Consider the following 25,817-nt stretch of genomic DNA (forward strand, 5'->3'; position numbering starts at 1 on the left):
ATTTATGGTTCGAGCTGGATTTTACGTATTCTGGGGGCACGTTTGCTAATTGACTAACCCTGATGGAGACCTGAGCAACCTTGAGCATGTCGACTCCAAAACGTCCCGGTTCCTCCCCGAACCGAACCTCCCCCTCGCGCCGCTCGAAGATCCTGGGAGCTCTCGCTGCCATAATCGCTGCGGCGTTTTTCCTTATCCCCGTCCTCGTGCGCACGTACACGGATTTCACATGGTTCAGGTCTGTGGAACACTCCGGTGTGTTCCTGAATGTACTGGTGGCCCGCATCGTGTTGTTCGTTGTTTTTGGGCTGGTGGGTGCGCTGCTGGCGTGGCTGGCAGCCTTTTTGGCCTACCGCACTAAACCAAATCCGGGATCGGCAATGTCCAGCGATTCGCCCCTGGTGGAGCTGCGGCCACTGATTCGGAAGAACCTGCGGCCGTTTCTGGTGGGAGTGCCCGTTTTCGTTGGTTTGATCACGGGGCTTGTGGCACAAAATAACTGGCGGACCGCGTTGATGTTCCTCAACGGCGAACCCTTTGGGGTCAACGACCCGCAGTTCGGAAAGGACCTAGGGTTCTACGCGTTTAATCTGCCCATGCTGCAATTGATACTGGGCACCTTCAGCATTCTGCTGGTTCTCGCCTTCGTCATCAATGCGGTAGGACACTATCTGCTGGGGTCCATCACGACGGGTAACCCGCGGTTGGGGGAGAAGGCGAAGATTTCCGTACCAGCCCGCCGACAGTTGGCGGTTATTGCCGGGGCGTGGATCGTCTTGAAGGCAGTGGGGTACTGGTTCCAGCGCTACGCCTTGATGAATACGGCCCATCAGACGTTTACCGGTGCTTCGTACACCGACATCAACGCCAAGCTGCCCGCGCAGATTGTCATGCTGGTTATCAGTTTGTTCGTCGCTGCCCTGTTCTTTTTCACCGTTGTTATTAAGGACCTGCGTATCCCGGCCTTGGCGGTAGCGCTGATGGTTGGTTCCACCCTTGTGATCGGTGTGGCATGGCCGTTGGTGTTGGAGCAGTTCTCCGTTTCGCCCAACCGTGCGGAAAAGGAGCGCGAGTACATCGGCCGCAATATTGAGGCCACCCGATTCGCCTACAACATTGGCGATGACCATGTGACGTACGACCAGAAGTGGGGCGCTTCCGAGGGCGACGATGCTAAGGACACGAAGTCCATCGCTCAAGACGATGAAACTCTGTCCAACATCCGCTTGCTGGATCCCGAGATCCTGAACCCCACGTTCACGCAGCAAAAGCAATTGCGCAACTTCTACGGGTTCCCGAAGGAGCTGGCCATCGACCGGTACCAGGTGGATGGCAAGATGCGCGACTTCGTGGTGGCTGCCCGTGAGTTGGACCCCAATGCGCTGACGGGGAACCAGACGGACTGGCTGAATCGGCACACGGTGTACACCCACGGCAATGGTTTCATTGCGGCTCCTGCGCGCAAGGTAGATGCGGTGGCTCGCGAAGCTGGTTCCGACCGTGGTGGGTACCCTGTGTACACCACGGCTGACCTGCAATCCAACGAATCAGGTAAGCAGGACGGCGAGCTGCGCGTGGACCTGCCACAGCCTCGTATCTACTTCGGTCCGGTTATCGCTTCTTCTACTCAGGCGAATTCCGATTACGCCATCGTGGCTAACCGCGGCACGGATGAGGATCTGGAATACGATACGGACGCGAAGAACTACACGTACACAGGCAAGGGCGGGGTGAACGTTTCCAACTACTTCAACCGCCTGATGTTTTCCATTCACTTCGAGTCGATGAACATGTTGTTGACCGACCGGATCGGTGATGGGTCCAAGATCCTCTTTGAGCGCGATCCCCGCGAACGCGTGCACAAGGTGGCTCCGTGGCTGACGACGGATTCTAAGACGTATCCCGTGGTGATGGATGGTCGGATCAAGTGGATCGTGGATGGCTACACCACCTTGGACAACCTGCCGTACTCCCAGCGTATGTCGCTGACGGATACGACCGCGGATGCAACGAATCCGGGCGGCGTGAACCAGAATCAGATTGTTTCCAATGACGTCAGCTACATCCGTAACTCGGTGAAGGCTGTGGTGGATGCGTATGACGGCAGTGTGGACCTATACGAATTTGACGATAAGGATCCGGTGCTGAAGGCTTGGCGCAAGGCGTTCCCGGATGTGGTTAAGCCCAAGAACGAGATCTCCGATGACCTCCGCAGCCACCTCCGTTTCCCTGAGGACATGTTTAAGGTGCAGCGCGAGCTGATCGCCAAGTACCACGTTTCCGATCCCGGGGTCTTCTTCCAGAACGATGCCTTCTGGTCTGTGCCTTCGGATCCCACCGCGCCGAAGAATCGTTCTGATTTGGCACAGCCACCGTACTACTTGGTGGCCGCTGATCCGGTAACGGGAAAGGCTTCCTTCCAGCTGACGTCCCCCTTCCGCGGTCTGCGCCGAGAATTCCTCGCGTCCCACATGACGGTTTCCAGCGACCCGGATAATTACGGAAAGATCTACGTTCGTGTGCTGCCTACGAATACGCAGACGCAGGGGCCGGCGCAGGCACAGGACACGATGATGTCCTCTGGTGAGATTGCGCGGGAGCGCACCCTGTTGGAGGGTTCCAACGAGTTGAAGAACGGTAATCTGCTGACCCTACCGGTGGGCGATGGTCAGATCCTGTACGTGGAGCCGGTGTACTCTGAGCGTAAGGGGCAGGATTCGGCGTTCCCGAAGTTGCTGCGTGTGCTCGTCAGCTACAAGGGCCAGGTGGGTTACGCACCGACGATTGCGGAGGCACTGAGCCAAGTTGGCATTGATGCTTCGGCTGCGACCGACATCAAGGAGGTCGATGGTAGTGTCAAGAACCCCAGTGGCGAAACTGACAAGGGTGACACGGGCGGCAAGGGCGACAAAGGCGCGGAAAGCAAGGATGACGAGAAGGGCGCCCAGGCCCAGGGCGACGGCGCGAACGTGGATACCACGCCGGAGAAGAAGGTTCGCGACGCGATGGACAAGGTGAAGGAGACGCGCCAGAGCGGATCCTTCGAGGAGTTCGGTAAGGCACTGGACGAGCTGGATAAGGCAGTGGCGGAGCTGCAGGAAAAGCGCAACGGTTAGCGACGGTTGGGGCGGGCTGGGCCCGTCTGGGTCGGCATGGGCTCGTGCTTGCCGTGGCAGATTTTCGAGCCTGCCCATCAGCCCCATTGATTCTCCCAGCGCCCGCTCTGCTTCGGATCGCGCGATGACTGCTCGAACCCCGATTAATGTGAGGCTCCTGCTCGCCCTCTGCCGTGGCTTCGCGAATTCGAATTAGATGTGGTCTTGAGCAGGCGATTTCACTTCTACCGACCTTTGGGTTACAGTTGTAGACGTCGCTGACAGGGACGGTTTGTTCCAGTCATGCACCCGTCGCGGGGTGGAGCAGCTCGGTAGCTCGCTGGGCTCATAACCCAGAGGTCGTAGGTTCGAATCCTGCCCCCGCTACAAAATATGAACCCCCTGATCTTCGTACGAAGATCGAGGGGTTCTTCTGCGTTTGCAGGGTAATTGCACAGTGATCCCCGCGGGCGCAGTTCGATTTGCAGAACGAGATGCGCGTGGGAGGTGCTTGGTGGTGCGTTTCGTTTTGCTTTCTGGGGGAGGGGAGGCCTAGCCGCTGCTCCCCAACGGCCCCCGCACCCTGAGGTAGGCATTGAATCCGCTGCTGGTAGGTCGGTGACTGTTTTAGTTGGGCTGGCTGCGGGTAGGTCGCTAACTATTCCACCTGAGGTGGCTGTTGGTAAGTCCGTAACTATTTCACCTGTGCCTGTCCCCGTACCCGTGCCGCCCCTTGGCCCCACCTCAGCACCCCGGCCCCTACGCGGGCCGGCGCCCCCAGCTTCAGGATCGTCACCGTACTCGTCCCACTTCCTGGTCCCACCTCAGCACCCCGGACCTTACGCGGGCCGGTGGCCCAACTTCAGGATCGTCACCGTACCCGCGCCGCCCCCTGGCCCCGCGCCGTCGCTGCGCGACCCGCAGTCTACGTCGCAACCCCCGCAGGCACCGCTGCAGGCCATCGTCTCCGTGACTTTGCGCGCCCGGCCCATGCGTTCCAGTTGGAGCAGGGCGGCGTCGACGGTAGAGGCAGAAAGACCAGTGCGGCGAGCAATCTCACCGACTGTCGTGACCCCTTCGGACACACATTGCATCACTTTGCTTAAAGGACCCATCGCGCACCTACAGCCAAATCTTCAACAGGTTGAACGCCAGCACGGCCAGTACCCACGCGGTCGTGAGCTGGATGCCGATACCCGCGAGTGTCCACCGCCAACCGATCTCCCGCCGCTGCGCCGCGATCGTGGCCACGCACGGGGTGTAGGCCAGCAGGAATAGCATAAACGCCCACACCGCTGCTAGTGGATGGCCGTTCGACGCCGCCTCGAAGTCCGCGCGCACCGCCGTCGATAGGTCGGGGGAATCCTCCTCGAGAGCGTACGTCTGTGCCCACGACGAAATCACCGCTTCTTTCGCCACAAAACCCGTGATCAAGGGGCCCGTGAGGGACCATGAATCAAAGCCGGCCGGAGCGAAAATGGGGGAAACGGTCTGGCTGATGGCGCCGTATGCGCTGTCCTGTGGGGCGAGGTTCTCATCGGCGAAGCCTGCCTCACCGCGGACGGGCGTGGCCTGAAGAGCGAACACCACGATCACGGTCACCACGATGATGCCACCGGCGGTCTTGAGGAAGCCTTTCAGGCGAACCCACGCGACGGAAAGTACCAGTCGCGCACCGGGGAACTGGTATGTCGGCAAATCGATGACTAACGGGTCGTTGCCTATCTTCCGCCACAAGGCCTTTTTCATCAGGAAGCCGATGCCAACTACGAGGGCGATGGAGATGACGTACATGAGGAATACCACGTTGCCCGCGTGATTGGGGAAGAATGTGGCAGCCAACATCACGTACACCGTCAGGCGCGCGGAACATGAGGTAAATGGCACCAGCAACGCAGTCTGAATGCGTTGGTGGGGACTGGCGAGCACACGCGTAGCTGAGATCGCCGGTACGTTACAACCGAAGCCCACGATCAGCGGGATGAAGGCCTTGCCGGGCAAGCCGATGAGCTTCATTACGCGGTCAGTCACCACGGCCGCTCGGGCCATGTAGCCCGAATCCTCCAGGATTGCCAACAGCACGAACATTAGTGCCATCAGGGGTGCGAACGTCAGAACCATACCCACTCCGCCGATGAGGCCATCTACGATCAGTCCTTGGAAGAACCGATGCCGCAGGCCGATCGTGTCCAGGAGTGCCGTGGCGGCGCTGGCAACAGGGCCCGTAAAGAGGGTATCCAGGCCGTCTTGGAGCGGGGCGGCGACGGTGGTGGTGACTTGGAAAACCAGCCACATGACACCAAGGAAGAGCAGGGGGCCGAAAACTGGGTGAAGGGCGAAGCGATCGATCTTCTCCGACGTGGTGGAGCTGACTGCTGGTCCGCTGGGGAGGATCGCATGTTCGGTGACCTCGTCGATCCATGTGAAGCGTTCATCGGCCAGTTCGAATTCCTCGGTGGCTGTGGCCGTACGGCGGGTAGCGGGTTCTTGCTGCAATGCAGCTTTGGCAGCTTCGCCTACGGCCGCCAAATTACTTCGACGCCGAGGATCCACTTCAACGACCGGCGCACCAACTGCGTGCGATAGAGCTTCGGCATCTACGGGGGTTCCCATGGTGGCGGCCACATCCGTTTTCGTGAGCACCAACAGTAGGCGATGGCTTTGCTCCGCGAGCTGGGCGACCATGTACAGACTACGACTGAGCGCGGAGGCGTCCACGGCAACCATCACGAGGTCTGGGCGCTCTTCGATGGCACAGTCGATGATGAGCTCGCGGGTGAGGGCTTCATCGGGACTGATGGGATCGAGCGAGTAGGCGCCGGGGAAGTCGATCACATCGCAGATGGGGTCGATCTTCCACGCACCGCGGCTGACCTCAACCGTTGTGCCTGGCCAGTTGCCCATTTGGGCCTTGGCGCCGGTCAGCCCGTTGAAGAGTGTGGATTTTCCCGCGTTGGGGGCGCCGACAAGCGCGATAACGGGGGCACCTTCCGGGGCAATATCGCCGTGGCTGTCTGAGTGACAGCTGGTGAGGTGGGTAGCAGTCGGTGTGCTTGTGCTGCGTGCGTGGGAGGTGTGTTGGCTAGTGGGGGCAGAGCTATGCCCCGAGCTGGATCCGTTGAACGGTACTGTGTTTGACATTGGTTTTTCCGTCGCTATGCCGTGCGTACTTGAATGGCGCTGGCGAGTTGCTTGTCCAGGGCGTACCGAACGGATGATGCTTTCACGATCCGGCCGCCGCCGGCGATCTTTTGTACAACTGTGATGGATTGGCCGGCACGGAGGCCTAGTTCCGCGAGGCGCCGGCAGGTGCTGCGGCTCATTGCGCAATCGTCGACGCTGCAGATTTGAGCTGTGCAGTTGAGGCCCAGTTGGGTAAGGCAGGTGGGCGCTTCTGTATTCATAGCTGGATTGTAACTCAACTTACCCTCACCTAAGAAGAGGGAAGCCTAAGTTTTTTGGAACGGGGCTGGAGTCTGGCGGTGGGTGGAGCTGAGACCTGGAGGTTGCTTGGGCTGAGGCGTGGAGGTTTGGGGGTCTGGAGCCTGGAGGTTGGGGGGTCTGGAGGTTGGGGGGTCTGGAGCCTGGAGGTTGCTTGGGCTGAGGCCTGGAGCAATGCAGCAACCGCGCTGCGGAGCATCGGTTCACTTCAATTTCATCTGATTTTCATCTTTCGGTCCTTGGGTACTGATACGGTTCAAACGCATTTATCTGAATGCTTTCAAGGCGAGTACTGAATGGCGAAGGTTTAAAGTGAAGAAGATTCGTCGCAGCCTGGGGGCTGCACTATTGACTGTGTCCGTGTCGGCGCCCCTAGTGGTCGCGCCGGCCGAGGCTGCCAGCATTGGCAACGTCCCAGCCGTGGCGGGTAGCGAGGCGCTGCCAGGCTTCCCTGCGCCCGTCAAGCACCGCGGCGCCCCGATTCCCCGCCCGTTCGGCCCTGAGTACTTGGGCGGGTATGTTTCCGATGTCAGCTCGCACCCATATGGTGTGTACTTGGATGTCATTCGGGGATTTGAAGGACTGCGTAAGACCCGGCCGGACGTTATGAAACAGAACCTGGAGACCACGGTTCGGGTCAACAATGCCGCAGCGAATAATCCTGTTGCCATCAAGCGCGCGCAGATGGATGCCGCAGCGGATCGTGACGGTGTTCTCAACGCAGTGGCAGACTCTCTGGGGGCGGAACTCGGCGGCCACTTCCGCGCAGCTTTGCGCGAAAACCGTTTGCCAAAGACCACGTTCCTTTTGGGCAATGGCTACCTAGCTCGCGCGGGCGGATTGGCATCGTCCACCTTCGTTGAGAAAGAGTATTTCGGTTACGATCGCCCATTCGTGGTGGCGCCAAAGCGTATCAAGAAGTATCAGTCCGGACCGCGCAATTTTTACGGAACCTCCAAGGCGTTCCCGTCCGGTCATACTAACCAGGCAACGTGGGTGACCACCTTGTTGGCGATGGAATTGCCAGAGCTGGCTCCGCAGATCCTCGCCCGTGGTTCCGAGGCTGGTTATAACCGCATGGTGATGGGTGTGCATTACCCGCTCGATGTCATTGGTGGTCGTATGACGGGTACGGCGGCTGCAGCTGACCGCTGGAATGATCCCAAGATGCGTTCTGCGATCAAGCAGGCAGCAGCTGAGTTGCGTGCGGAACTTCAGTGGCGCGCGGGACGTCCGCTGCAGAAGGTGGTTGCAAGTGACAAGGCTTACCGATCCACCGACCAGGCAGTTCGTGAATACACTAAGCGCATGACCATGGGCTTTAAGCAGATCAAGCGCAATAACGCGCCAATGATCGTTCCGCAGGCTGCACCGGGGTTGCTGCAGGCTAAGTTCCCACGTCTGACCTACGCACAGCGCGTGTCCATTCTGCGCCAGACAGCAATTCCATCTGGTTACCCGCTCGACGATCAGTCCCGCAGTGGTTCTTGGCACCGTCTGAACTTAGCCGCCGCAATGGCAGCCAACGTTCGGGTGAATCCGAATGGTTCGGTTACGGTTCTTAAGTAGACCGGCCACTGTCGCCACCACCGTCAATGGGTGGTGGCGGCTTCCATTTTTTGGGGGCAAGGGTCTTATCGCCTCCTTACCTTCGGGGCTCGTCATGTTCGTCGAAGAAAGGGAACGGGATACGCTTTTTATCCCTCCGCGCGGGGCGGTGCAGTTGGTGAGGGTAGTAGCGCCTATTCAGCTTCTAGGGGTTGTCTTGTCTATGTCTGGGCGATGCTCTGTTGAGCTACTGGAACTGGTCCGGATCCTTGACCCAATGCCCGTTAACTGATCAACGATGAAAATGACGACGGTGAAACTTATTAGGAGGGCTAGTCGGGAATCACTACTGAGCCAGAAGGAGAGGGCTAGCCCACATAGGATGCTCAGTATCAAACTAGCCGCCAACGATCGAAGCTTTGTTTGGTCTTGCAACATGGCCTTTTTTCATCCCCTGGAATCTAACAGTTCTTATGCCAGTCAACATTGTCGCCAGCGATAGCGGCTCCGATGCCGCAAAGTGGCGCCCCAGGTCCGGTTAACCCACAGTAGAAAGCGCTAACCGTTGTGTATGCTGCAATACCAACATATCCTTTCCAACACTTGTTCCTAGCTGATCTGAAGTGGACCCCGTTATCGTCGACGAGAGAAATCTCGACAGCTTCATCGGGGGAAACCCTGAAGCGCTTTCCTCTGGTTTTTTCCACGAAGTCCCTCGTTTGCTCGAGGGTCAAAACTCCAGCTAACTTTGTGAGATCATCGTGAGGGTTTGTGGAATAGTCCCGCAATAATTCTAAGAAGCCAGGGCTTTTTCGAAGGATTCGTATCTTCAACGTCAAGTTGTCTTCTGCTTGAGGATCCGTTTTAGGTGGATTCACTTCATTCGGAGAGGGGCGACTTATTTGCGCTGCTTCCGCCTGTGTTGATTGAGCAGTAAACGCATTAGCTTCTGAGTTCAACGTTGTCGTTAGTGGAGCAATCGCTGCAATTAGTAAAGCTATGTAGCTCGTCTGCTTGATGTATCTCCTATGGTGGTAGCCCCTCACTTCTTCCGTCTTTTTTAACCTTATAGAATGTAAAAGGCTAGTTAGGCATGGTAAACCAGTGTGGCGTGTGGAGGCCGCTTGGTTTCTGGCCGGTCAACCATGTAGCTTATTTTAGGTTAGAAACAAAAAGGGGTCAATACTTATTATAAAACAGCTTTACTTCAATGTGTGTGGGTTGATAGAAGATTGGCGGTAAATCATGAAGGCTATGACGTGCTGCATTGCTGTAAAAGGTTATGCAAAGTTGTATTCCGGATGATTGCGTCCGTCAAAACCATGATTGTGAATGCCTTAGTATATTGGATGGTTTATTTGCGTTGTGCGTCCCGAATATGAAAAGTGCACTAGCGTGATGCAGTTTTAAGAACTAAGAATTCTGTTGCTGATGTCGCGGGGGCATAATGGCACTGTGGGGGTGCCGTTGCTCGGGGTGAGACGTTTTACTCGACGTCAGGCTGGTGTGTGGTCGGGGGGCTCGGTGCATTGAAAAGTGTCCCTGACCGGCGCTATAGAAAACTTCACCAACTTGTTATTTTTGATCGCTATTGAAACAGATGTTAAACGGCTACAGTGGGGGCATCGACCGTACTCACTCTCCCTAGATGTTTTCTCGAGGTGCCACCGAATGTCCCTGTCCTACCTACCAACTCGATCCGTCCGACCACGCAGCTCCATTGTGGCGAAGCGAGCGGTCGCGTTGGCTGTGGCGCTTACTGCAATTGCGGGCATGTCGCTTGGTACCCCCACACCTTCAGCCTCCGCTGCAACCGGTTCCGGCGAAGCCTTCCTGAATGCCACCGGTCAGCCCGGACCGCACCGCGTTGCAGGGCACTACTTCACGTCTCCAGGAGTGCCAGCTGCTCAGCGCGCTATTGCTCCTAAAACATTGGTGGGCCCAAGTACACCGATTTTGGTTGGGGATAGCGTATGCACCCTGGCTGTCGCCGGTTTCGATAAGCACGGCAACAAGGTCGGCATCACTGCCGCACACTGTGGTGGCCCAGGCACCCCCGTCGCGTCCCTCGATAACACCAAGGCCGGTCGCATTGGCACGGTGGCGCGCATTGGTTACGGGGATATCAGCGTCATTAAATTCAACAAAGATGTGCAGCTCACCCGCAACTACGGCCGAGTGAGCATCAACCGCTTGGGCGGGGTTATTCCGGCCACGGGCCAGCAGATTTGTAAGACCGGCATTAGCACGGGCACAAGTTGTGGACCGATGCTGGCGATCAGCGGACCGATGCTGGTTTCGCACCTGTGTGGTTCCTTCGGAGATTCTGGTGCGCCGGTCTACACCCGCGGGCGACTGGTGGGCATTGTCAATGGAGGGCTTTTCAACCTGCCGTCGTGCCGCACCCCACTGCAGGGACCGCTGCACGCGCCCACGGGTGGAACTGCGTGGTCAGTGATCAAGGCCGACCTTGATGACAACGGTGGTGTAGGCGCTGGCTTCCGTTTGCCTTAAACACGCGGAACTCAAACCCCGCGCGGTCTAACCCAACCGACCGCGCCCTAGCTGTAACAATGCTTTAGCGATTTCTACACCTTCGCGACCAAACTGCTCGCGGAATTCATTGATAATGGCAACTTCGCGTGTGTAAACGAGCTTGGTTCCGCCCGAGCCCAGCCGAGTCTTGCCGATGGCTTGAGAGACTTCACTGCGCCGCCTGATTGAATCGATGATCAGCTGATCCAGCCGGTTGATTTCCTCACGGTAGGATTGAATCTCTGAGTCGGATAAGGGGTCATCAGTTCCCGATGGCATTCGAACGCGGAACTCGTTGTCTGTCATGGCGACTATTGTACGTCTCGAACTGAATGGTAGAGCCACAAGCCGCATTCGAGAACCGCTAAGTAATCAAGGAGAGGTGTCGCGACATGAACCACAACCCGCAGAACCCAGTCAATCCATGGGGAAGTGGGGAACCTGCCGACTCACCTTTTACGGGCACGCCCTCGTCGCCATCCCCTTTTGCACCCTCGTCGCCATCCCCTTTTGCGCCCCAGGCGGCGCCTAGTCATGCCACCAGAGGGGCGTCGGACGATTTGTTAGAAGGCCTTAACCCGCAGCAAAGAGAAGCCGTCCTGCACCGCGGTGGCCCCTTGTTGATCGTCGCGGGTGCGGGGTCTGGAAAGACCAGCGTGCTTACCAGGCGCATTGCGCACCTCCTGCGCACGGGCGTGGCGCCGTGGCAGGTTCTAGCGATTACGTTCACCAATAAAGCCGCCGGCGAGATGCGGGAGCGCGTGGTGGACCTGGTGGGTCCGCAAGCCGAGAAGATGTGGGTTTCTACCTTCCACTCCATGTGCGTGCGCATTCTGCGTTCCAATGCCAACCTTGTGCAGGGGTTGAACACCAACTTCACGATTTACGATTCCGATGATTCCAAGCGCTTGATCACCATGGTGATCAAGGATGCCGGAATGGATCTGAAGGAGTTCGCCCCGCGGGCGGTGCTGTCGGTCATCTCGAACTGGAAAAATGAACTAATTGGGCCCGATGCCGCGCTGGCCGAGGCGCAGGCGGATTCAAACCCGTACCACATCAGTGTCGCCGCACTGTACGGAACCTATCAGCGCCGATTGCGTGCGGCTAACGCAGTGGACTTTGATGACCTCATCGGGGAAGTCGTGGGCATCCTGCGAAATAACCCCGCGGTTGCCGAACACTACCGGCGCCGCTTCCGCCACGTGCTGGTCGACGAGTACCAGGATACGAACCATGCACAGTACGTCCTGGTTTCCACCCTGGTGGGGACAGGTGACGATGGCGGGGAACTGTGCGTGGTGGGTGATGCGGACCAGTCCATTTACGCATTCCGTGGGGCCACGATCCGCAATATTGAAGAATTCGAACGCGATTACCCGAACGCCACCACTATTTTGCTGGAGCAGAATTACCGCTCTACCCAGACGATCCTCACGGCGGCCAACCGCGTTATCGAACGCAACCAGGGTCGTCGCGAGAAGAAGCTGTGGACGGACCTGGGCGACGGCGAACGTATCGGTGGATATGTGGCAGACAACGAGCACGACGAGGCGAATTTCATCGTCGAACAGATCGACGACCTTGTGGATAACCACGGGTACAGCTACGGGGAAATCGCGGTCATGTACCGCACGAACAACGCTTCCCGCGCTATTGAGGATGTCCTAGTGCGCTCCGGGCTGCCGTACAAAGTTGTGGGCGGCACTCGCTTCTACGAACGCCGCGAGATTCGCGACATCGTCGCCTACCTCAAAGTCATCGATAACCCCACTGATACCGTCGCCCTACGTCGCATCATCAATACTCCACGCCGTGGGATCGGCGACCGGGCGATCGCACAGGTTACGGTCCACGCCGAGGCCCAGGGGATCTCCTTTTCTGATGCTTTGGTCGACGCCGCCCAGGGCCGGGTGCCCCTGTTATCCGGTAGGGGCAAAAATGCCATCGCTGGGTTTTTGGAACTGATGGATGCGTTGCGGGCAGAAGCGGAGGCGTCGGAACTCAAAGCCAGCGATGGCAGTGGGCTGGAAGTGAGCGACCTAGGACGGATTGTTGCTGCGGTACTGGATATGACTGGGTACAAGGCGGAGCTCGAGAAGTCCAATGATCCACAAGACGGTACGCGTCTGGATAACCTCAACGAATTGGTGAGTGTAGGGCACGAGTTCTCCCAAGAAGCGGCCAATCAACGCGCGTATATACAGTGGTCAGATGAAGAGCAGATGCTGGCTGAGGGAGAAGCTCCGCTAGGTAGCGTACAAGCATTCTTGGAGCGCGTGAGCTTGGTGGCGGATGCTGATCAGATTCCTGCGGATCAGCAGAACATGGTTACGCTGATGACTCTCCATACAGCCAAGGGGCTGGAGTTTCCCGTTGTGTTCCTCACCGGTTGGGAGGATGGGCAGTTTCCGCACCTGCGTGCACTTGGAGATCCGCGTGAGCTAAACGAGGAGCGCCGGTTGGCCTATGTGGGTATTACTCGCGCGAAGCAGCGGCTGTTCCTCACCCGTGCGATCACGCGCAGCGGTTGGGGGCAGCCGGTGAACAATCCACCGTCGCGGTTCCTAGGGGAAGTGCCTGGGGAACTGGTTGAGTGGATCAGAGAGGAGCCCAGCTGGGGTAGTGGTGTGGGTTCATCAGATGGCTCAAGCTGGGGTCGATCTTCCTCGGGTAACTGGGGTCAGCCCTCCGGGAGCTGGAGGCAATCTTCCTCCGGAAGCTGGGGCCAGTCCGCAGGTGCCTCGTCGCATTCCTCTGCACCACGCGCTGGGCACCGCCGGCCCACCGCGCCGGTTCGCAACAACAAGAATGCGGATCTGCACTTGGAAGTTGGAGATAAGGTTAACCACGACAAGTACGGTTTGGGAACAGTGAGAAGCGTGGATGGTTCCGGCCCGCGCACAACTGTGATGATTGATTTCGGTAGTTCCGGTACGGTGCGCTTGATGCTGTTTGGTGGCGTTCCCATGGAAAAGCTGTAAAGAACAACGCCTAAGGCCCCCGCCTTTCACGAAAGCGGGGGCCTTCATTCCGATGAAAATGTAATCCCCGTAGGGGGGACGTGCGCGCTTTCAACAGCGCGCTCCTTTGACCTGTTAGCGCGATATTTACAAGGAGATGCCACGCTCAGCCAGCCATGGCTGAGGATCGATTGGGCCACCACCGTTGGGGTGGACTTCGAAGTGCAGGTGGGAACCCGTGGAGAAGCCTTCGCTGCCCATGCCGGCGATCTTCTGGCCTGCGGTGACCTTCTGACCAACCTTCACGTCCAGCGTAGCCATGTGGCCGTAGACGGTGACGGTGCCGTCGCCGTGCTGAATGCGGATCCAGTTACCGAATCCGGAAGCTGGGCCGGAGTCAATGACCAGGCCATCTTCTACAGCGAGGATTGGGGTGCCGATGGCGTTCGCGATGTCAACACCGTTGTGCATGGTTCCCCAGCGTGGACCGAACGGGGAAGTGAAAGAACCCTCAGCCGGCTTCGCGATCTTTGGAGCGCGTGCCGCAAGGTCTGCAGCCAAGCGCTGTTGGGTGTAACGAAGGGCGGAGTCCAGCTGGCTGCTCAGGCCAGTGATCTGCTTGTCCTGTGCTACCTCGAGGATCTGAGGGGCATCAGCTTGGGAGTTGGAGCTGCCGATGGCTGAGGAATCGTTCTGAGCCAGTACCGCAGTGTCCGCAGCCAGCGCGATGTCCTTCTTCTCAGAGGACTGCTGTGCACCTGCGGTGGCACCTGCAGCACCAGCGGAGGTGACGGCGGATGCAGCTACCGCAACCATGGCGACACGGCGCTTAGCGCTGTTATCAACCTTGCGGTGTGCACCTGCTGGGCGGGAATCCACGGAGCTACGCACGTTCTTTAACCTCTTTGTCATCGGATCTTGGAGGGACTTCGTTACCGAAGTGGGTCAGATTGTAACCACTTTGTTATCAACGAGTCGTAACATTAATGCTCGGTAACGCCATGAGCAAGCCATTTCGGCGAAAAATAACGTTTCGATATCGTTTCGGGGGTGGGGTTATCCTGTCTCTCATGAAGCGCTGAAGGTGTTTTTGCTGTTGAGGGGGCTGGAGATCTTATGCACTCAGCGATTTCTTGGGTTCGAGCGGGTGAAATATTTTTTTTAGAATCCTTCGAGTACACCTTGAGGGTTTCGGGTGAGTCAGTTCGCCACCCCAGCGACAGGGGAAGGCACAATAGGACAGGTGAGTGATCAAACAGACGCAAGAAGGCGGAGGCCCACCGCACGAACCAGTGAGAGGTTCGTGGCGCGGTCTCGGTCATCTAATGAGACTCGGCGCATGGCTACGCCCGAAAAGGCACCTCGTTCCGCAGCCGAAGCACGGTGGCAGCAATGGCGCCCTCACCTTCGGCGCTTCCTTCCCATCGTGGGTTTGAATCACGCAGTTACACTGGCGATCATCATCGCCATCTCGGTGATTATCGGAATTGGCGCCGGCTTCGGCGTTGTGCCCGCCACGATTGCCGGGTTGTGGATGCAAGTGAATTTGGCTCCAGTGCGCATGAGTGGGGTGACTCTCGGTTTCGCTCCGTTACTTCCCGCGCTCCTTATTGTTTGGGTGCATTCGCGACGCGTCACCGGTGCGCTCGGTAATTCAGTGAGTATCCGTGGCCTGCGCGTGCTTACCACGGTCGGCTTGCTATTGCCCATTTTCATCACGGTGGTGGCATGGCTCATGCTGTGGGATGCCGCGAAGGTTTATAGCGTGCGCCCACCGAATCTTTTTGGCGCAATCATCTCCACCGCTCTTGTTAACGGTGCGGTGTTGGTGATGGGAATGGGGGCGCGGGTCTGGCGTGCGCTCTTGCTGCGCCGGGGTTTTCCTACCTGGCCGGTGGAGGCCTTCCGCCTGGCGCGTCGCTTCCTTTTGTGGATGTGTGTGGCGGGCTTGGCTGTGGCTATTGCCTCCATGATCGCGAACTTTAACGCGGTGAAGAATTCTTACGACATCACGTCGAACTTTTCCGGCACACTTGGCCTCACCTTGTTGAGTTTGCTCTACTTGCCGAACTTGGCCGTGGCGTCCGCGGCAGTGCTCCTAGGCGGAGAATTCCATATCGGTCGGGGAGTGTTTTCCCTCTTTGCCGCTAACAACGTTAATTTGCCGCCCATTCCGATTGCGGCGGCCATTCCAAACCATGAATTGTCCTGGGGGCCGCTAGCTCTGATCGTTCCCGCTGTGGTCTCTGTTGTAGTGGTGTACCGCTACATGCAGCAGCGCGAGTTCGTGGAGTCCCCTGCATACTTGGCGCTCACTGCTGGGGTGGCCGTTGCGTTCATTGGTTTCTGCGTGTGTTGGTTGGCCGGAGGCGAATTGGGTGTATTCGGCGAGACCGGGGCTTTGCCATGGATGTTCGCCTTGGAAGCGGCTGCGTGGTTGTTGGTGCCTGCGCTCGTCATGATGTTGTGGGCGGCTCGCTCTGGATCACGTGTTGTGGAAGATATACCCGACGCCCAGCTGCGTTCGGATGCCAGAGGGGCGTCGGGACTAGAAAAAACCGACGAGGGTGTGCCGAAGAAGTCCGCGTGGAAGCAGGGGGCGGAGAAGCAGCAGAAGGAGCAGGCAGCGGTGAAGCAGGAGCCTGACGAGCGCGGGGCTGAGAAGCAGGTGGGCGAGAAACAGCAGAAGGAGCAGGAGCCTGACAAGCGCGGGGCTGAGAAGCAGGTGGGCGAGAAGCAGCAGGAGGAGCAGGAGCCTGACAAGCGCGGGACTGAGAAACAGGCGGGCGAGAAGCAGCAGAAGGAGCAGGCAGCGGAGGGGCAGGAGCCTGACGAGCGCGGGACTGAGAAGCAGGGGGCGGAGAAACAGCAGAAGGAGCAGGCAACGGAGGAGCAGGAGCCTGACGAGCGCGGGACTGAGAAGCAGGGGGCGGAGAAACAGCAGAAAGAACAGAGAGCAGAGAAGCAAGAGCCTGACGAGCAGAAACTGGAAAAGCAGCCAGTGGAAAAGCGGGTAGCAAAAGAAACGGGCACCGCGCGGAAGGTGACCAAAGACGATGGTGGCGGCGAAAGTGCTCACGTGATTAAGAGGGAGAAGTAAGAATATGAGGATTGTGATGCTGGCGTCTGGCTCGGGCACACTGTTGCAAAGTGTGATCGACAACGTGGAACCGGACCTCGTGGACATTGCAGCGGTGGGCGCGGATCGCGAGTGCGAGGCTTTGCAGCGCGCCAATCGGGCGGGAATCGATACGTTCCTGGTGAATTACGAGCCGGGGAATACCGACCGCGGACAGTGGAATGCCGAACTCACGAAGCGGATTGAGGAGTACGCGCCGGACCTCGTCGTGAGCGCAGGATTCATGCGTATTATTGGCAAAGAAACAGTCGCGCACTTCGCAGGGAAGATCATTAACACTCACCCTGCGTTGCTGCCGGCTTTCCCCGGGGCTCACGCGGTGGAGGATGCTTTGAATTACGGTGTGCGCGTCACGGGGTCTACAGTTCATGTTGTGGACAGTGGAGTTGATACGGGTCCGATCATCGCCCAGCATGCGGTGAGCGTGCACGATGACGACTCTGTTGAAACGTTGCATGAGAACATCAAGAAAGTGGAGCGGGAGCTCCTCGTGGACGTGCTGCACAACATCGCACGCCACGGACTGACAATTGAGGGACGAAAGGCCAGGATCTCGTAGCGATGACTGAGGACAAAAAAGCTATCCGCCGCGCGCTGATTAGCGTTTATGACAAGACCGGGCTGGAAGAATTGGCCAAGGGCTTGCATGAGGCGGGTGTAAGTATTGTATCCACCGGTTCGACCGCCAAGAAGATCGCGGACGCGGGTGTGCCCGTCACCGAGGTTGAGCAATTGACCGGTTTCCCCGAGGTGCTGGAAGGGCGCGTGAAGACGCTCCACCCACGGGTGCACGCCGGCATCCTGGCCGACACTCGTAAAGAGGATCATCTCAAGCAGCTCGAGGACCTCGACGTGGAGGCATTTGAGTTGGTGGTTGTGAACCTGTATCCGTTCAGCGAAACCGTGGCCTCCGGGGCGGATTTTGATTCTTGCGTGGAGCAGATCGATATCGGTGGCCCTTCCATGGTTCGTGCCGCAGCCAAGAACCACCCTTCCGTTGCTGTGGTAGTGGACCCGTCTCGCTACGACGATGTAATTGTCGCTGCCCGCGAGGGTGGTTTCAGCCGTGCGGATCGCACGAAGCTGGCCCTCGCAGCTTTCCGCCACACCGCAGCTTACGATGTTGCTGTTGCCAGCTGGCTGGGCGAGCACGTGGAGAAGACCGAGGATAACCAGTTCCCCGAGTGGATCGGGGAGACCTTCGAGCGCGCGAGCGTGTTGCGCTACGGTGAGAACCCTCACCAAGCGGCCGCGCTGTACTCCAACGGTGGTGGATTGGCTGGCGCAGAGCAGTTCCATGGCAAGGAGATGAGCTACAACAACTACACCGATTCGGATGCCGCGTGGCGCGCAGCGTGGGATCACGAGCGCCCAGCAGTGGCCATCATCAAGCATGCGAACCCCTGTGGCATTGCCGTGTCCGATGAATCCATTGCTGCCGCGCACCGACAGGCCCACGCGTGCGACCCGATGAGCGCCTTTGGTGGTGTTATTGCCGCCAACCGCGAGGTTACCGTGGAGATGGCACAGCAGGTTGCGGAGATCTTCACCGAGGTTATCATCGCGCCTTCGTACGAAGATGGCGCTGTAGAAGTGCTGAGCCAGAAGAAGAACATCCGCATCCTGCAGGCCAAGGCCCCCGAAGTTGACGAGCGGGCAGCTGTGGAGCACCGCCAGATTTCCGGTGGTGTCCTGGTGCAACAGCGCGACGTCATTGATGCCAAGGGCGATGACCCCGCCAACTGGACCCTCGCTGCTGGAGAAGCTGCGGATGAAGCAACGCTGGCCGAGCTGATCTTCGCTTGGCGCTCCGTGCGCGCTGTGAAGTCCAACGCCATTTTGCTGGCGAAGGACGGGGCGACCGTGGGCGTCGGTATGGGACAGGTTAACCGCGTAGATGCCGCAAAGCTGGCAGTGGAGCGGGCGAACTCTTTGGCCGGTGAGGAAGAACGGGCTCGCGGTGCCGTTGCGGCTTCCGATGCTTTCTTCCCCTTTGCCGACGGTTTCGAGGTACTGGCCAGCGCTGGCGTGCGCGCCGTTGTACAGCCCGGTGGTTCTGTACGCGACGCCGAGGTCATCGAGGCCGCTAATAGGGCCGGAGTCACGATGTACCTGACCGGGGAGCGCCATTTCGCCCATTAGTGGCTGCGCTGAGCCGTAGAATGTTTTGCATGAAAACACAATTACGGCCTGGCAAACACCACGTTTCCCTCAAGCACGATAAAGGGCCCCACTCCCGCGACCTTTCCAGTGAAGGGCGATTGATTTCGCTGCCTTCGCTGGGGCCGGAGGATGTGGTGGCTTTTGGTGCTGAGGAAGTTCTCACTGGAGCCAATGATGGCTCCATTTTTCGTACGAACATCACCACAGGGCAGACTCACACCGTCACGAACACGGGTGGGCGACCGTTGGGGTTGGAACTACTCCGAGATGGGTCCCTAATAGTTTGTGATTCGTTCAAAGGGCTGCTGCGATTGCCATTGGATGGCAATGGCGATGCCGCAGGGGACCTGGAGGTGCTGGTGGCTGAAGTGTCAGGGCAACCACTGAAATTCTGTAGCAATGCGGCCGAAGCACCCGATGGAACCATTTGGTTTACCGAGTCTACCAGCCGGTTTCACTATCCAGAGTTCATGGGTGCCATTTTGGAACACAGTGGACGCGGCAGTTTGAACAAATGGATTCCCGGCCAGGGGGTTACGCGCGTTTTGGATGGGTTGTACTTCGCCAACGGCTTGGTTGTGGAACCTGACGGGGCAGGGGTGTTGTTCGTGGAAACGCTGGATTACAGTCTGCGCCGGCTGGACGTGGCAAGTGGGCAGGTCAGCGATGTTGCCACGAACCTTCCGGGCTTCCCAGACAACATGTCTACGTTGGATACGAGCCTGGGAGGGAGCCAAGGTGTATGGGTAGCGTACGCTCACCCACGCAGCTTCCCATTGGATTTGTTGTCGAAGGTGCCCAGCATAATTAGCCATATTGCATGGAATTTGCCGGACGCCATCCGGCCGGGCCCGGCGCATGAATCGTGGGTCACGCGCTGGGAACTAAAAGCGGGGCAGTGGGTGGCCGCGGGCCAGGTGCGCGGTAAACATCCAGCATTTCACACGCCCACGGCGGCGGTGCCCGTGGGCAACGAGCTGGTCTTGGCCAGTAAGGATTGCGCGGACCTATTGGTCTTGCCGTTGGCTGCAGTGCGGTAGTGGCAAACAAGTGCAACCCGGGGTCCGCTCAGTCGCACGTTGTCGGTCGCCGGTCGGGCAACTGTTGCACATTGGTTGTGTGTCGCCGGTCGGGCAACTGTTGCACATTGGTTGTCGGTCGCCGGCCGGGTAGCGGTTGCACATTGGTTGTCGGTCGCCGGCCGCGCAGCTGTCGCACTCTATCACTCTTCTGGCTGATGTCTAGCCACTGTCAGTTAGGGACAATTTACTTACTGCACCGCGTAGTGTGTTTATATAAGAAACATGAGCTGTACTTTTCCCCCATTGCCAGACGTGGACGATGTCGCACCGCGTCTAGCTGCAAAGCGTACCCGGCGTGTTCAGCTGCTGCGAGCGGCGGCGGACATCATGAGCGTGAGGGGTTATCACGAAATGCGCCTGGAGGATCTGGGTGAGGCTGTGGGGATCAGTGGCCCTGCGGTCTATCGGCATTTCTCGGGCAAGGAGGAAATCCTCAACGAGCTACTGACTGGTATTTCCGAGCACCTTCTGTGCGAGGCCGAAAAGCTTCTCGATGGGGTAGTGGGGCCACGTGATCAACTGGAAACCTTGGTTGATTTCCATATTGATTTCGCGCTGGGGCAACCCGAGCTTATCCGCCTTCACCAGCGGGAACTATTCCGTTTGGCCGATGATGGTCGCGAAAAGGTCCGTGCCGCACAGGGGCACTACCTCGCGTTGTGGGCAACGTCGTTGGCGGCTTTCGACCCGTCCTTTAAGGGAGAGGCGGGCAAAATTACGGCGCAGCTGGTCACGGGAATGATTAACTCTTCGCAGAACACCACGCGCTGGGCGGGAGAGGCTGTGTTGCGCCGCCAAGTCGCGCTCGCCGCTCGGGCTGTTGTGGGGATTCGTTAAGAATAACCATCTTCCGGAATTACGCGATCCACCCTAAAGGGGGTGGATTTTTTATTTTTTGATGGCAAAACGAAAGCTTCCTACCGGTGTGGCGTGGAACACACTAGGGTGTGACGTAACCGAAACGGTTAATAGTCACTAACTGTAATGGGAAGGGAGATGGCCGATGACGGCTAGCCCAAGTATCGCAACACACCGCGAATTGATCTCCGAGCTACGGGAAAGGCTGGATCGCGCAGCACGAGGGGGTGGAGACAAAGCCCGAGAGCGCCATGTATCGCGGGGGAAGCTCCTCCCGCGCGACCGCATCAACAACCTGTTGGATCCCGGTAGCCCGTTCCTCGAGATCGCCCCGCTCGCCGCAGAAGATATGTACGACGGCAAAGCACCCGCCGCCGGGATCATCGCCGGAGTGGGCCTCATCGAAGGGCGTCTGTGCATGGTCGCGGCCAACGATGCCACCGTCTCCGGCGGTACTTATTACCCGATGACGGTGAAAAAGCACCTGCGGGCCCAAGAAATCGCCGAGGCAAATCACTTGCCTTGCGTGTATCTCGTCGATTCGGGTGGCGCCATGCTGCTGAACCAGGACGAGGTCTTCCCCGACCGCGATCACTTCGGCCGTATCTTCTTCAACCAAGCCAATATGTCCGCCAAGGGGATCCCTCAATTGTCGGCAGTCATGGGATCCTGCACAGCAGGCGGTGCCTACGTGCCGGCGATGAGCGATGAATCCATCATCGTGGAAAACCAAGGCACGATCTTCCTCGCGGGTCCTCCACTGGTGAAGGCGGCGACGGGCGAGGATGTCACTCCAGAAGAACTGGGTGGCGGAGCAATGCACTCCCGCATTTCCGGTGTGACGGACCATTTGGCGTCGGATGATAGCGATGCCCTACGAAAGATGCGCGAGATCATCGCCACCTTGCCGGAATCCAAACCCGCCCCATGGTTGAAGGGTGAACCCGTGCCAGCCCCACGGCCTCAAACGGACCTGTACGATATCGTGCCCACGGATTCAAAGATCCCGTATGACGCGCATGACGTGATCGAAACCCTCGCCGATGAAAACAGCATCCACGAGTTCAAAGCGGAATACGGCACGTCCATCGTCACCGCATTCGCCCGGTTAGAGGGGCACACAGTGGGCTTTATCGCCAACAACGGTGTGATCTTCGCCGAGGCAGCGGTGAAAGGCGCGCACTTCATTGAACTGTGTGAGCAGCGCGGCATCCCCATCGTATTCTTGCAAAACACCACTGGTTTCATGGTCGGGCGGCAGTACGAAGAAGGCGGCATTGCTAAGCACGGCGCGAAGATGGTTAACGCGGTTGCAACGGCCTCGGTTCCCAAACTCACTGTGGTTACGGGTGGCGCCTTTGGCGCTGGCAACTACTCCATGTGTGGTCGCGCATACTCCCCACGCTTCTTGTGGATGTGGCCGAATGCCCGGATCTCGGTCATGGGTGGCCCCCAAGCGGCCATGACCCTGTCCACCGTCCGTCGCGCGCAGATCGAACGCCGGGGTGACAGCTGGTCAGAGCAGGAACAGGAAGAATTCGAGCTTCCTATTCGCGAGATGTTCGATGAAAAGTCCACCTGCTGGTATTCCACGGCCCGCCTGTGGGATGACGGGGTGATCGACCCAGCCGATACCCGCCGCACCCTGGCCATGGCACTCGACATCTGCGCCCAGGCTCCAACCGGTGAGCGTGGCAAATTTGGCGTTTTCCGCATGTAGGGCAAGGAGTACATTCACTATGACTTTTAATACCGTTCTCATCGCCAACCGCGGTGAAATCGCCGTGCGGGTCATTCGCACTGTTCACGCTATGGGTTTGCAGGCTGTCGCCATTTATTCCGACGCCGACGCCGCAGCCCCTCACGTTGTGGAAGCCGATACAGCGGTTCACATTGGACCAGCGGCTGCATCTGAGTCCTACCTCAACATCGATAAAGTTATCGCTGCCGCGCACAGCGCCGGTGCGCAAGCCATTCACCCCGGCTACGGATTTCTCTCCGAAAATGCGGAATTCGCCGCACGGTGCGAACAGGAAGGAATCACCTTCATCGGCCCTCCTGCCAGTGCTATGGACAAGATGGGAGACAAGATCACTGCACGTGCCACGGTGGAATCGCGGGGCGTTCCCACCGTGCCAGGCATCTCCCGGCCAGGGCTGAGCGATGAAGACATCATTGCTGCTGCCCCCAATATCGGATTTCCCGTGCTCATCAAGCCTTCCGCCGGTGGCGGAGGTAAGGGTATGTACCGCGTGGAGGACCCCGCACAGCTACCGGCTGCACTGAAATCCGCCCGGCGCGAAGCTGCCAGCTCTTTCGGCGACGACACCCTCTTTATGGAGCACTTCGTTGATACTCCCCGCCACATCGAGGTTCAGGTTGTGGCCGATACCCACGGAAACGTGGTCCATTTGGGAGAGCGCGAGTGCTCACTGCAGCGGCGTCACCAAAAAGTCATCGAGGAAGCCCCATCGGCTTTGCTGGATGCCACAACCCGTGAAGAGATCGGCCAGGCCGCGTGCGACGCTGCCCGAGCTTGTGGCTACGTAGGAGCGGGCACGGTGGAATTCATCGTCTCCGCCAAGCAGCCGGAGAAGTTCTTCTTCATGGAGATGAATACCCGCCTGCAAGTGGAGCACCCCGTGACCGAATTGGTTACAGGTGTGGACCTGGTGGAATGGCAGATTCGTGTGGCTCAGGGGGAGAAGCTTCCTTTGGCACAGGATCAGATTCAACTCACCGGGCACTCGGTGGAGGCCCGCGTGTATGCCGAGGACCCGGCTGCGGGATTTTTGCCCACAGGAGGGACGGTGAAGGCTTTGTGCTGGCCAGATGGCCACGGGGTGCGGGTGGATTCCGGAATCCGCTCTGGTCAGGTCATCGGATCGGACTATGACCCGATGCTGGCCAAGGTCATCACCTTCGCCGATTCCCGCGAGGCCGCCCTGGCGCGTTTGGACCGCGCGCTGGGACAGACCGTCATCGAGGGGGTTGTGACCAACCTCAACTTCAACCGCTTCCTCGTGACCCGCCCCGAGGTCGTGGCAGGTGACTTGGACACCGGGCTGTTGGACCGGATCGTGGGGGACTACGCTGATCCCACGCCGCCGGTAGCTGCCTTCGTCCGAGCTGTTCTCGCCCACTTGCCACGCGCGCAGCAACCCACCGATCCATACCCCCCGGCGCAGACCCAGCACCGCACGCTGTCCGCAGTGTGGGCCGTTGGCGACGGCTGGCGGGGGAATGACCGCAGATCCCCAGTACGGATGCTGTTGAAGGACAGCACCAGCAATGACGGTGTTGTTGAGGTCGATATGGTGCCCGGTGCGGAAGCCGGCGCGTGGACAGTAACAATGGGTGAGGATTCGCACGAGGTCCACGTCAACGCGGAAGTTGGGGAGCGCGGCAGTCGCAAGATCAGCGTGGATGGCGGCGCGTACACCTCCTGGTCGGTGCCAGCGTCGGGGTATGTCACGGGGCCTGAGGGCACCTTTGAACTCGCGCGTATCACCAAGGCTGCACAACTGGAGTCCGCGGCCGGCGCTGGCAGCGGCAGCATCACCAGTCCCATGCCTGGCACGGTGATCGCCGTTGAGGTGGAATCCGGCGCCGAGGTGGATGAAGGACAGCCAGTCGTGGTCATCGAAGCCATGAAGATGGAGCACACCTTGAAGGCGGAAATCGCCGGGGTGGTCACCGTCGAGGTGGCCGTCGGAGACAAAGTTCAAACGGGGCAAGTGCTGGCGGGCGTCGAACCAAAAGAATAAGCGCGGCAGGTAAGTGCCCGCGGCGCAGCACCCAACCACAGAGACACAAACACCAGAAAGTAGGAAGACAATGGCTATTTTGAGCGATGAATTGGAGCAACTGCGCAAGGGCGTGGAGGACTTCGCCAACAACGTGGTGGACCCAGTGGCGGCCCAGCACGACCGTGATCACACTTTCCCATACGACGTGGTTCGACAAATGGGTGAAATGGGGCTGTTCGGCCTTCCCATCAGCGAGGAATTCGGTGGCATGGGTGGCGACTATATGGCGCTGTGCGTGGCATTGGAAGAACTCGCGCGCGTGGATCAGTCCGTGGCCATCACCTTGGAGGCGGGTGTTTCGCTGGGCATCATGCCGATCTACCGCTTTGGCACCCAGGAGCAAAAGGAAAAGTGGTTGCCTGACTTGGTCGCCGGTAAACAACTGGCCGGCTTCGGTTTGACGGAGCCCGAGGCGGGCTCGGACGCCGGTGGAACCAAGACCACGGCGAAGCTGGAAGACGGCGAGTGGGTGATCAACGGCTCGAAGCAGTTCATCACCAACTCCGGGACGGACATCACCGCATTGGTCACGGTCACTGCCGTTACAGGCCAGCGGGACAATGGAAAGAAGGAAATCTCCGCGATTATCGTGCCCAGCGGCACGGAAGGATTCACTGCAGAGCCCGCTTACAACAAGGTCGGTTGGAATGCGAGTGACACGCACCCCTTGACGTTCGACAACGTGCGCGTGCCAGAGGAAAATCTGGTGGGCGAGCGCGGTCGTGGCTTCGCGCAGTTCCTGTCCATCTTGGAAGAGGGACGCATCGCGATCGCCGCCTTGGCGTGTGGTGCGGCACAGGGTTGTGTGGATGAATCCGTTCGCTATGCCAAAGAGCGCACCAGCTTCGGCAAACCCATCAGTGACTACCAGGCCGTGTCCTTCAAGATCGCTCGCATGGAAGCGCGGGCGTGGACTGCACGTCAGGCATGGCACGCCGCGGCCCAGAAGATGGTTGCTGGTAAGGACTGTGCGAAGGAAGCCTCAATCGCGAAAATGATCTGTTCCGAAGCGGCTATGGACAACGCTCGCGATGCCACACAGATTCACGGTGGCTACGGCTTCATGAACGAGTACCGCGTTTCCCGTCATTACCGGGATTCGAAGATCCTAGAGATCGGCGAGGGAACCACCGAAGTTCAACAGATGCTGATCGCCCGTCACTTGGGGTTGTGAGAACGCGGGC

The 25,817-nt window shown here is 58.8% G+C and carries 17 protein-coding genes and 1 tRNA gene; 13 read left to right on the plus strand and 5 right to left on the minus strand.

All coding sequences use genetic code 11. The features are described from left to right. Nucleotides 1–86 precede the first annotated feature (86 nt). Together HMPREF3098_RS04055 and HMPREF3098_RS04060 are read left to right on the plus strand one after the other, a co-directional pair. Nucleotides 87–3,116: a UPF0182 family protein gene (locus HMPREF3098_RS04055; protein ID WP_070434087.1), complete on the plus strand. Its 3,030-nt coding sequence runs from the start codon at nucleotides 87–89 to the stop codon at nucleotides 3,114–3,116. A 292-nt stretch (nucleotides 3,117–3,408) separates the two neighbouring features. Continuing rightward, a tRNA-Met gene (locus HMPREF3098_RS04060) sits at nucleotides 3,409–3,482 on the plus strand. 452 nt (nucleotides 3,483–3,934) lie between these two features. Here HMPREF3098_RS04060 and HMPREF3098_RS04065 read toward each other — a convergent pair. From HMPREF3098_RS04065 to HMPREF3098_RS04075, 3 genes are read right to left on the minus strand one after another with little or no spacing between them, the layout of a single operon-like run. Beyond that, a complete protein-coding gene (locus tag HMPREF3098_RS04065; protein ID WP_070434088.1) occupies nucleotides 3,935–4,210 on the minus strand; it encodes a DprA-like winged helix domain-containing protein in 276 nt (91 codons plus the stop codon). Between the two features lie 7 nt (nucleotides 4,211–4,217). Further along, nucleotides 4,218–6,236 (minus strand): ferrous iron transport protein B, encoded by a 2,019-nt coding sequence (gene feoB / locus HMPREF3098_RS04070; RefSeq protein ID WP_083284065.1) that lies wholly within the window; start codon nucleotides 6,234–6,236, stop codon nucleotides 4,218–4,220. A gap of 14 nt (nucleotides 6,237–6,250) precedes the next feature. Continuing rightward, on the minus strand, nucleotides 6,251–6,499 hold the full coding sequence (locus tag HMPREF3098_RS04075; protein ID WP_035114836.1) for a FeoA family protein: 249 nt from the start codon (nucleotides 6,497–6,499) through the stop codon (nucleotides 6,251–6,253). Nucleotides 6,500–6,848: 349 nt separating this feature from the next. Here HMPREF3098_RS04075 and HMPREF3098_RS04080 point away from each other — a divergent pair, with 349 nt between their 5' ends. Together HMPREF3098_RS04080 and HMPREF3098_RS04085 are read left to right on the plus strand one after the other, a co-directional pair. Then, nucleotides 6,849–8,105 (plus strand): acid phosphatase, encoded by a 1,257-nt coding sequence (locus tag HMPREF3098_RS04080; RefSeq protein WP_083284067.1) that lies wholly within the window; start codon nucleotides 6,849–6,851, stop codon nucleotides 8,103–8,105. 1,650 nt (nucleotides 8,106–9,755) lie between these two features. Then, on the plus strand, nucleotides 9,756–10,598 hold the full coding sequence (locus tag HMPREF3098_RS04085; RefSeq protein WP_070434090.1) for a S1 family peptidase: 843 nt from the start codon (nucleotides 9,756–9,758) through the stop codon (nucleotides 10,596–10,598). A 27-nt stretch (nucleotides 10,599–10,625) separates the two neighbouring features. Here the strand turns inward: HMPREF3098_RS04085 and HMPREF3098_RS04090 are convergent, their stop codons facing one another. After that, nucleotides 10,626–10,925 carry a chorismate mutase gene (locus HMPREF3098_RS04090; protein WP_035114841.1) on the minus strand — a complete coding sequence of 100 codons (300 nt, stop codon included), beginning with the start codon at nucleotides 10,923–10,925 and terminating at the stop codon, nucleotides 10,626–10,628. A gap of 86 nt (nucleotides 10,926–11,011) precedes the next feature. On the opposite strand from HMPREF3098_RS04090, the gene HMPREF3098_RS04095 reads away from it, so the two are divergent. Then, a complete protein-coding gene (locus HMPREF3098_RS04095; protein WP_070434091.1) occupies nucleotides 11,012–13,603 on the plus strand; it encodes an ATP-dependent helicase in 2,592 nt (863 codons plus the stop codon). 126 nt (nucleotides 13,604–13,729) lie between these two features. On the opposite strand, the gene HMPREF3098_RS04100 is transcribed toward HMPREF3098_RS04095, so the two are convergent. Next, nucleotides 13,730–14,494, minus strand: coding sequence for a M23 family metallopeptidase (locus HMPREF3098_RS04100; RefSeq protein ID WP_246815836.1), 765 nt, complete (start codon nucleotides 14,492–14,494; stop codon nucleotides 13,730–13,732). 427 nt (nucleotides 14,495–14,921) lie between these two features. On the opposite strand from HMPREF3098_RS04100, the gene HMPREF3098_RS11235 reads away from it, so the two are divergent. The 8 genes from HMPREF3098_RS11235 (at nucleotide 14,922) to HMPREF3098_RS04140 (ending at nucleotide 25,807) form a co-directional block, all read left to right on the plus strand. Then, a complete protein-coding gene (locus HMPREF3098_RS11235; RefSeq protein WP_070434092.1) occupies nucleotides 14,922–16,682 on the plus strand; it encodes a cell division protein PerM in 1,761 nt (586 codons plus the stop codon). Nucleotides 16,683–16,686: 4 nt separating this feature from the next. After that, nucleotides 16,687–17,280 carry a phosphoribosylglycinamide formyltransferase gene (gene purN, locus HMPREF3098_RS04110; RefSeq protein ID WP_070434093.1) on the plus strand — a complete coding sequence of 198 codons (594 nt, stop codon included), beginning with the start codon at nucleotides 16,687–16,689 and terminating at the stop codon, nucleotides 17,278–17,280. Nucleotides 17,281–17,282: 2 nt separating this feature from the next. Next, nucleotides 17,283–18,863: a bifunctional phosphoribosylaminoimidazolecarboxamide formyltransferase/IMP cyclohydrolase gene (gene purH, locus HMPREF3098_RS04115; protein ID WP_070434094.1), complete on the plus strand. Its 1,581-nt coding sequence runs from the start codon at nucleotides 17,283–17,285 to the stop codon at nucleotides 18,861–18,863. 29 nt (nucleotides 18,864–18,892) lie between these two features. Further along, nucleotides 18,893–19,924, plus strand: coding sequence for an SMP-30/gluconolactonase/LRE family protein (locus tag HMPREF3098_RS04120; protein ID WP_168155985.1), 1,032 nt, complete (start codon nucleotides 18,893–18,895; stop codon nucleotides 19,922–19,924). A 264-nt stretch (nucleotides 19,925–20,188) separates the two neighbouring features. After that, a complete protein-coding gene (locus HMPREF3098_RS04125; RefSeq protein WP_052095069.1) occupies nucleotides 20,189–20,803 on the plus strand; it encodes a TetR/AcrR family transcriptional regulator in 615 nt (204 codons plus the stop codon). Nucleotides 20,804–20,969: 166 nt separating this feature from the next. Then, nucleotides 20,970–22,544, plus strand: coding sequence for an acyl-CoA carboxylase subunit beta (locus HMPREF3098_RS04130; RefSeq protein WP_070434095.1), 1,575 nt, complete (start codon nucleotides 20,970–20,972; stop codon nucleotides 22,542–22,544). Nucleotides 22,545–22,563: 19 nt separating this feature from the next. Then, a complete protein-coding gene (locus HMPREF3098_RS04135) occupies nucleotides 22,564–24,591 on the plus strand; it encodes an ATP-binding protein (protein ID WP_070434096.1) in 2,028 nt (675 codons plus the stop codon). A 70-nt stretch (nucleotides 24,592–24,661) separates the two neighbouring features. Beyond that, on the plus strand, nucleotides 24,662–25,807 hold the full coding sequence (locus HMPREF3098_RS04140) for an acyl-CoA dehydrogenase family protein (protein ID WP_070434097.1): 1,146 nt from the start codon (nucleotides 24,662–24,664) through the stop codon (nucleotides 25,805–25,807). The last annotated feature ends 10 nt before the right edge of the window (nucleotides 25,808–25,817 follow it).

The organism is Corynebacterium sp. HMSC28B08 (assembly GCF_001806865.1).
Lineage (GTDB): Bacteria > Actinomycetota > Actinomycetes > Mycobacteriales > Mycobacteriaceae > Corynebacterium > Corynebacterium auriscanis.

What these genes read in the sequence shown, in the direction of transcription:
- purH (WP_070434094.1), top strand. Translation starts at nt 17,283, where the DNA reads ATGACTGAGGACAAAAAAGCTATCCGCCGCGCGCTGATTAGCGTTTAT.
- HMPREF3098_RS04075 (WP_035114836.1), bottom strand. Translation starts at nt 6,499, where the DNA reads ATGAATACAGAAGCGCCCACCTGCCTTACCCAACTGGGCCTCAACTGC.
- HMPREF3098_RS04140 (WP_070434097.1), top strand. Translation starts at nt 24,662, where the DNA reads ATGGCTATTTTGAGCGATGAATTGGAGCAACTGCGCAAGGGCGTGGAG.
- purN (WP_070434093.1), top strand. Translation starts at nt 16,687, where the DNA reads ATGAGGATTGTGATGCTGGCGTCTGGCTCGGGCACACTGTTGCAAAGT.
- HMPREF3098_RS04085 (WP_070434090.1), top strand. Translation starts at nt 9,756, where the DNA reads ATGTCCCTGTCCTACCTACCAACTCGATCCGTCCGACCACGCAGCTCC.
- HMPREF3098_RS11235 (WP_070434092.1), top strand. Translation starts at nt 14,922, where the DNA reads ATGGCTACGCCCGAAAAGGCACCTCGTTCCGCAGCCGAAGCACGGTGG.
- feoB (WP_083284065.1), bottom strand. Translation starts at nt 6,236, where the DNA reads ATGTCAAACACAGTACCGTTCAACGGATCCAGCTCGGGGCATAGCTCT.
- HMPREF3098_RS04120 (WP_168155985.1), top strand. Translation starts at nt 18,893, where the DNA reads ATGAAAACACAATTACGGCCTGGCAAACACCACGTTTCCCTCAAGCAC.
- HMPREF3098_RS04130 (WP_070434095.1), top strand. Translation starts at nt 20,970, where the DNA reads ATGACGGCTAGCCCAAGTATCGCAACACACCGCGAATTGATCTCCGAG.
- HMPREF3098_RS04095 (WP_070434091.1), top strand. Translation starts at nt 11,012, where the DNA reads ATGAACCACAACCCGCAGAACCCAGTCAATCCATGGGGAAGTGGGGAA.
- HMPREF3098_RS04100 (WP_246815836.1), bottom strand. Translation starts at nt 14,494, where the DNA reads ATGACAAAGAGGTTAAAGAACGTGCGTAGCTCCGTGGATTCCCGCCCA.
- HMPREF3098_RS04125 (WP_052095069.1), top strand. Translation starts at nt 20,189, where the DNA reads ATGAGCTGTACTTTTCCCCCATTGCCAGACGTGGACGATGTCGCACCG.
- HMPREF3098_RS04055 (WP_070434087.1), top strand. Translation starts at nt 87, where the DNA reads ATGTCGACTCCAAAACGTCCCGGTTCCTCCCCGAACCGAACCTCCCCC.
- HMPREF3098_RS04065 (WP_070434088.1), bottom strand. Translation starts at nt 4,210, where the DNA reads ATGGGTCCTTTAAGCAAAGTGATGCAATGTGTGTCCGAAGGGGTCACG.
- HMPREF3098_RS04135 (WP_070434096.1), top strand. Translation starts at nt 22,564, where the DNA reads ATGACTTTTAATACCGTTCTCATCGCCAACCGCGGTGAAATCGCCGTG.
- HMPREF3098_RS04090 (WP_035114841.1), bottom strand. Translation starts at nt 10,925, where the DNA reads ATGACAGACAACGAGTTCCGCGTTCGAATGCCATCGGGAACTGATGAC.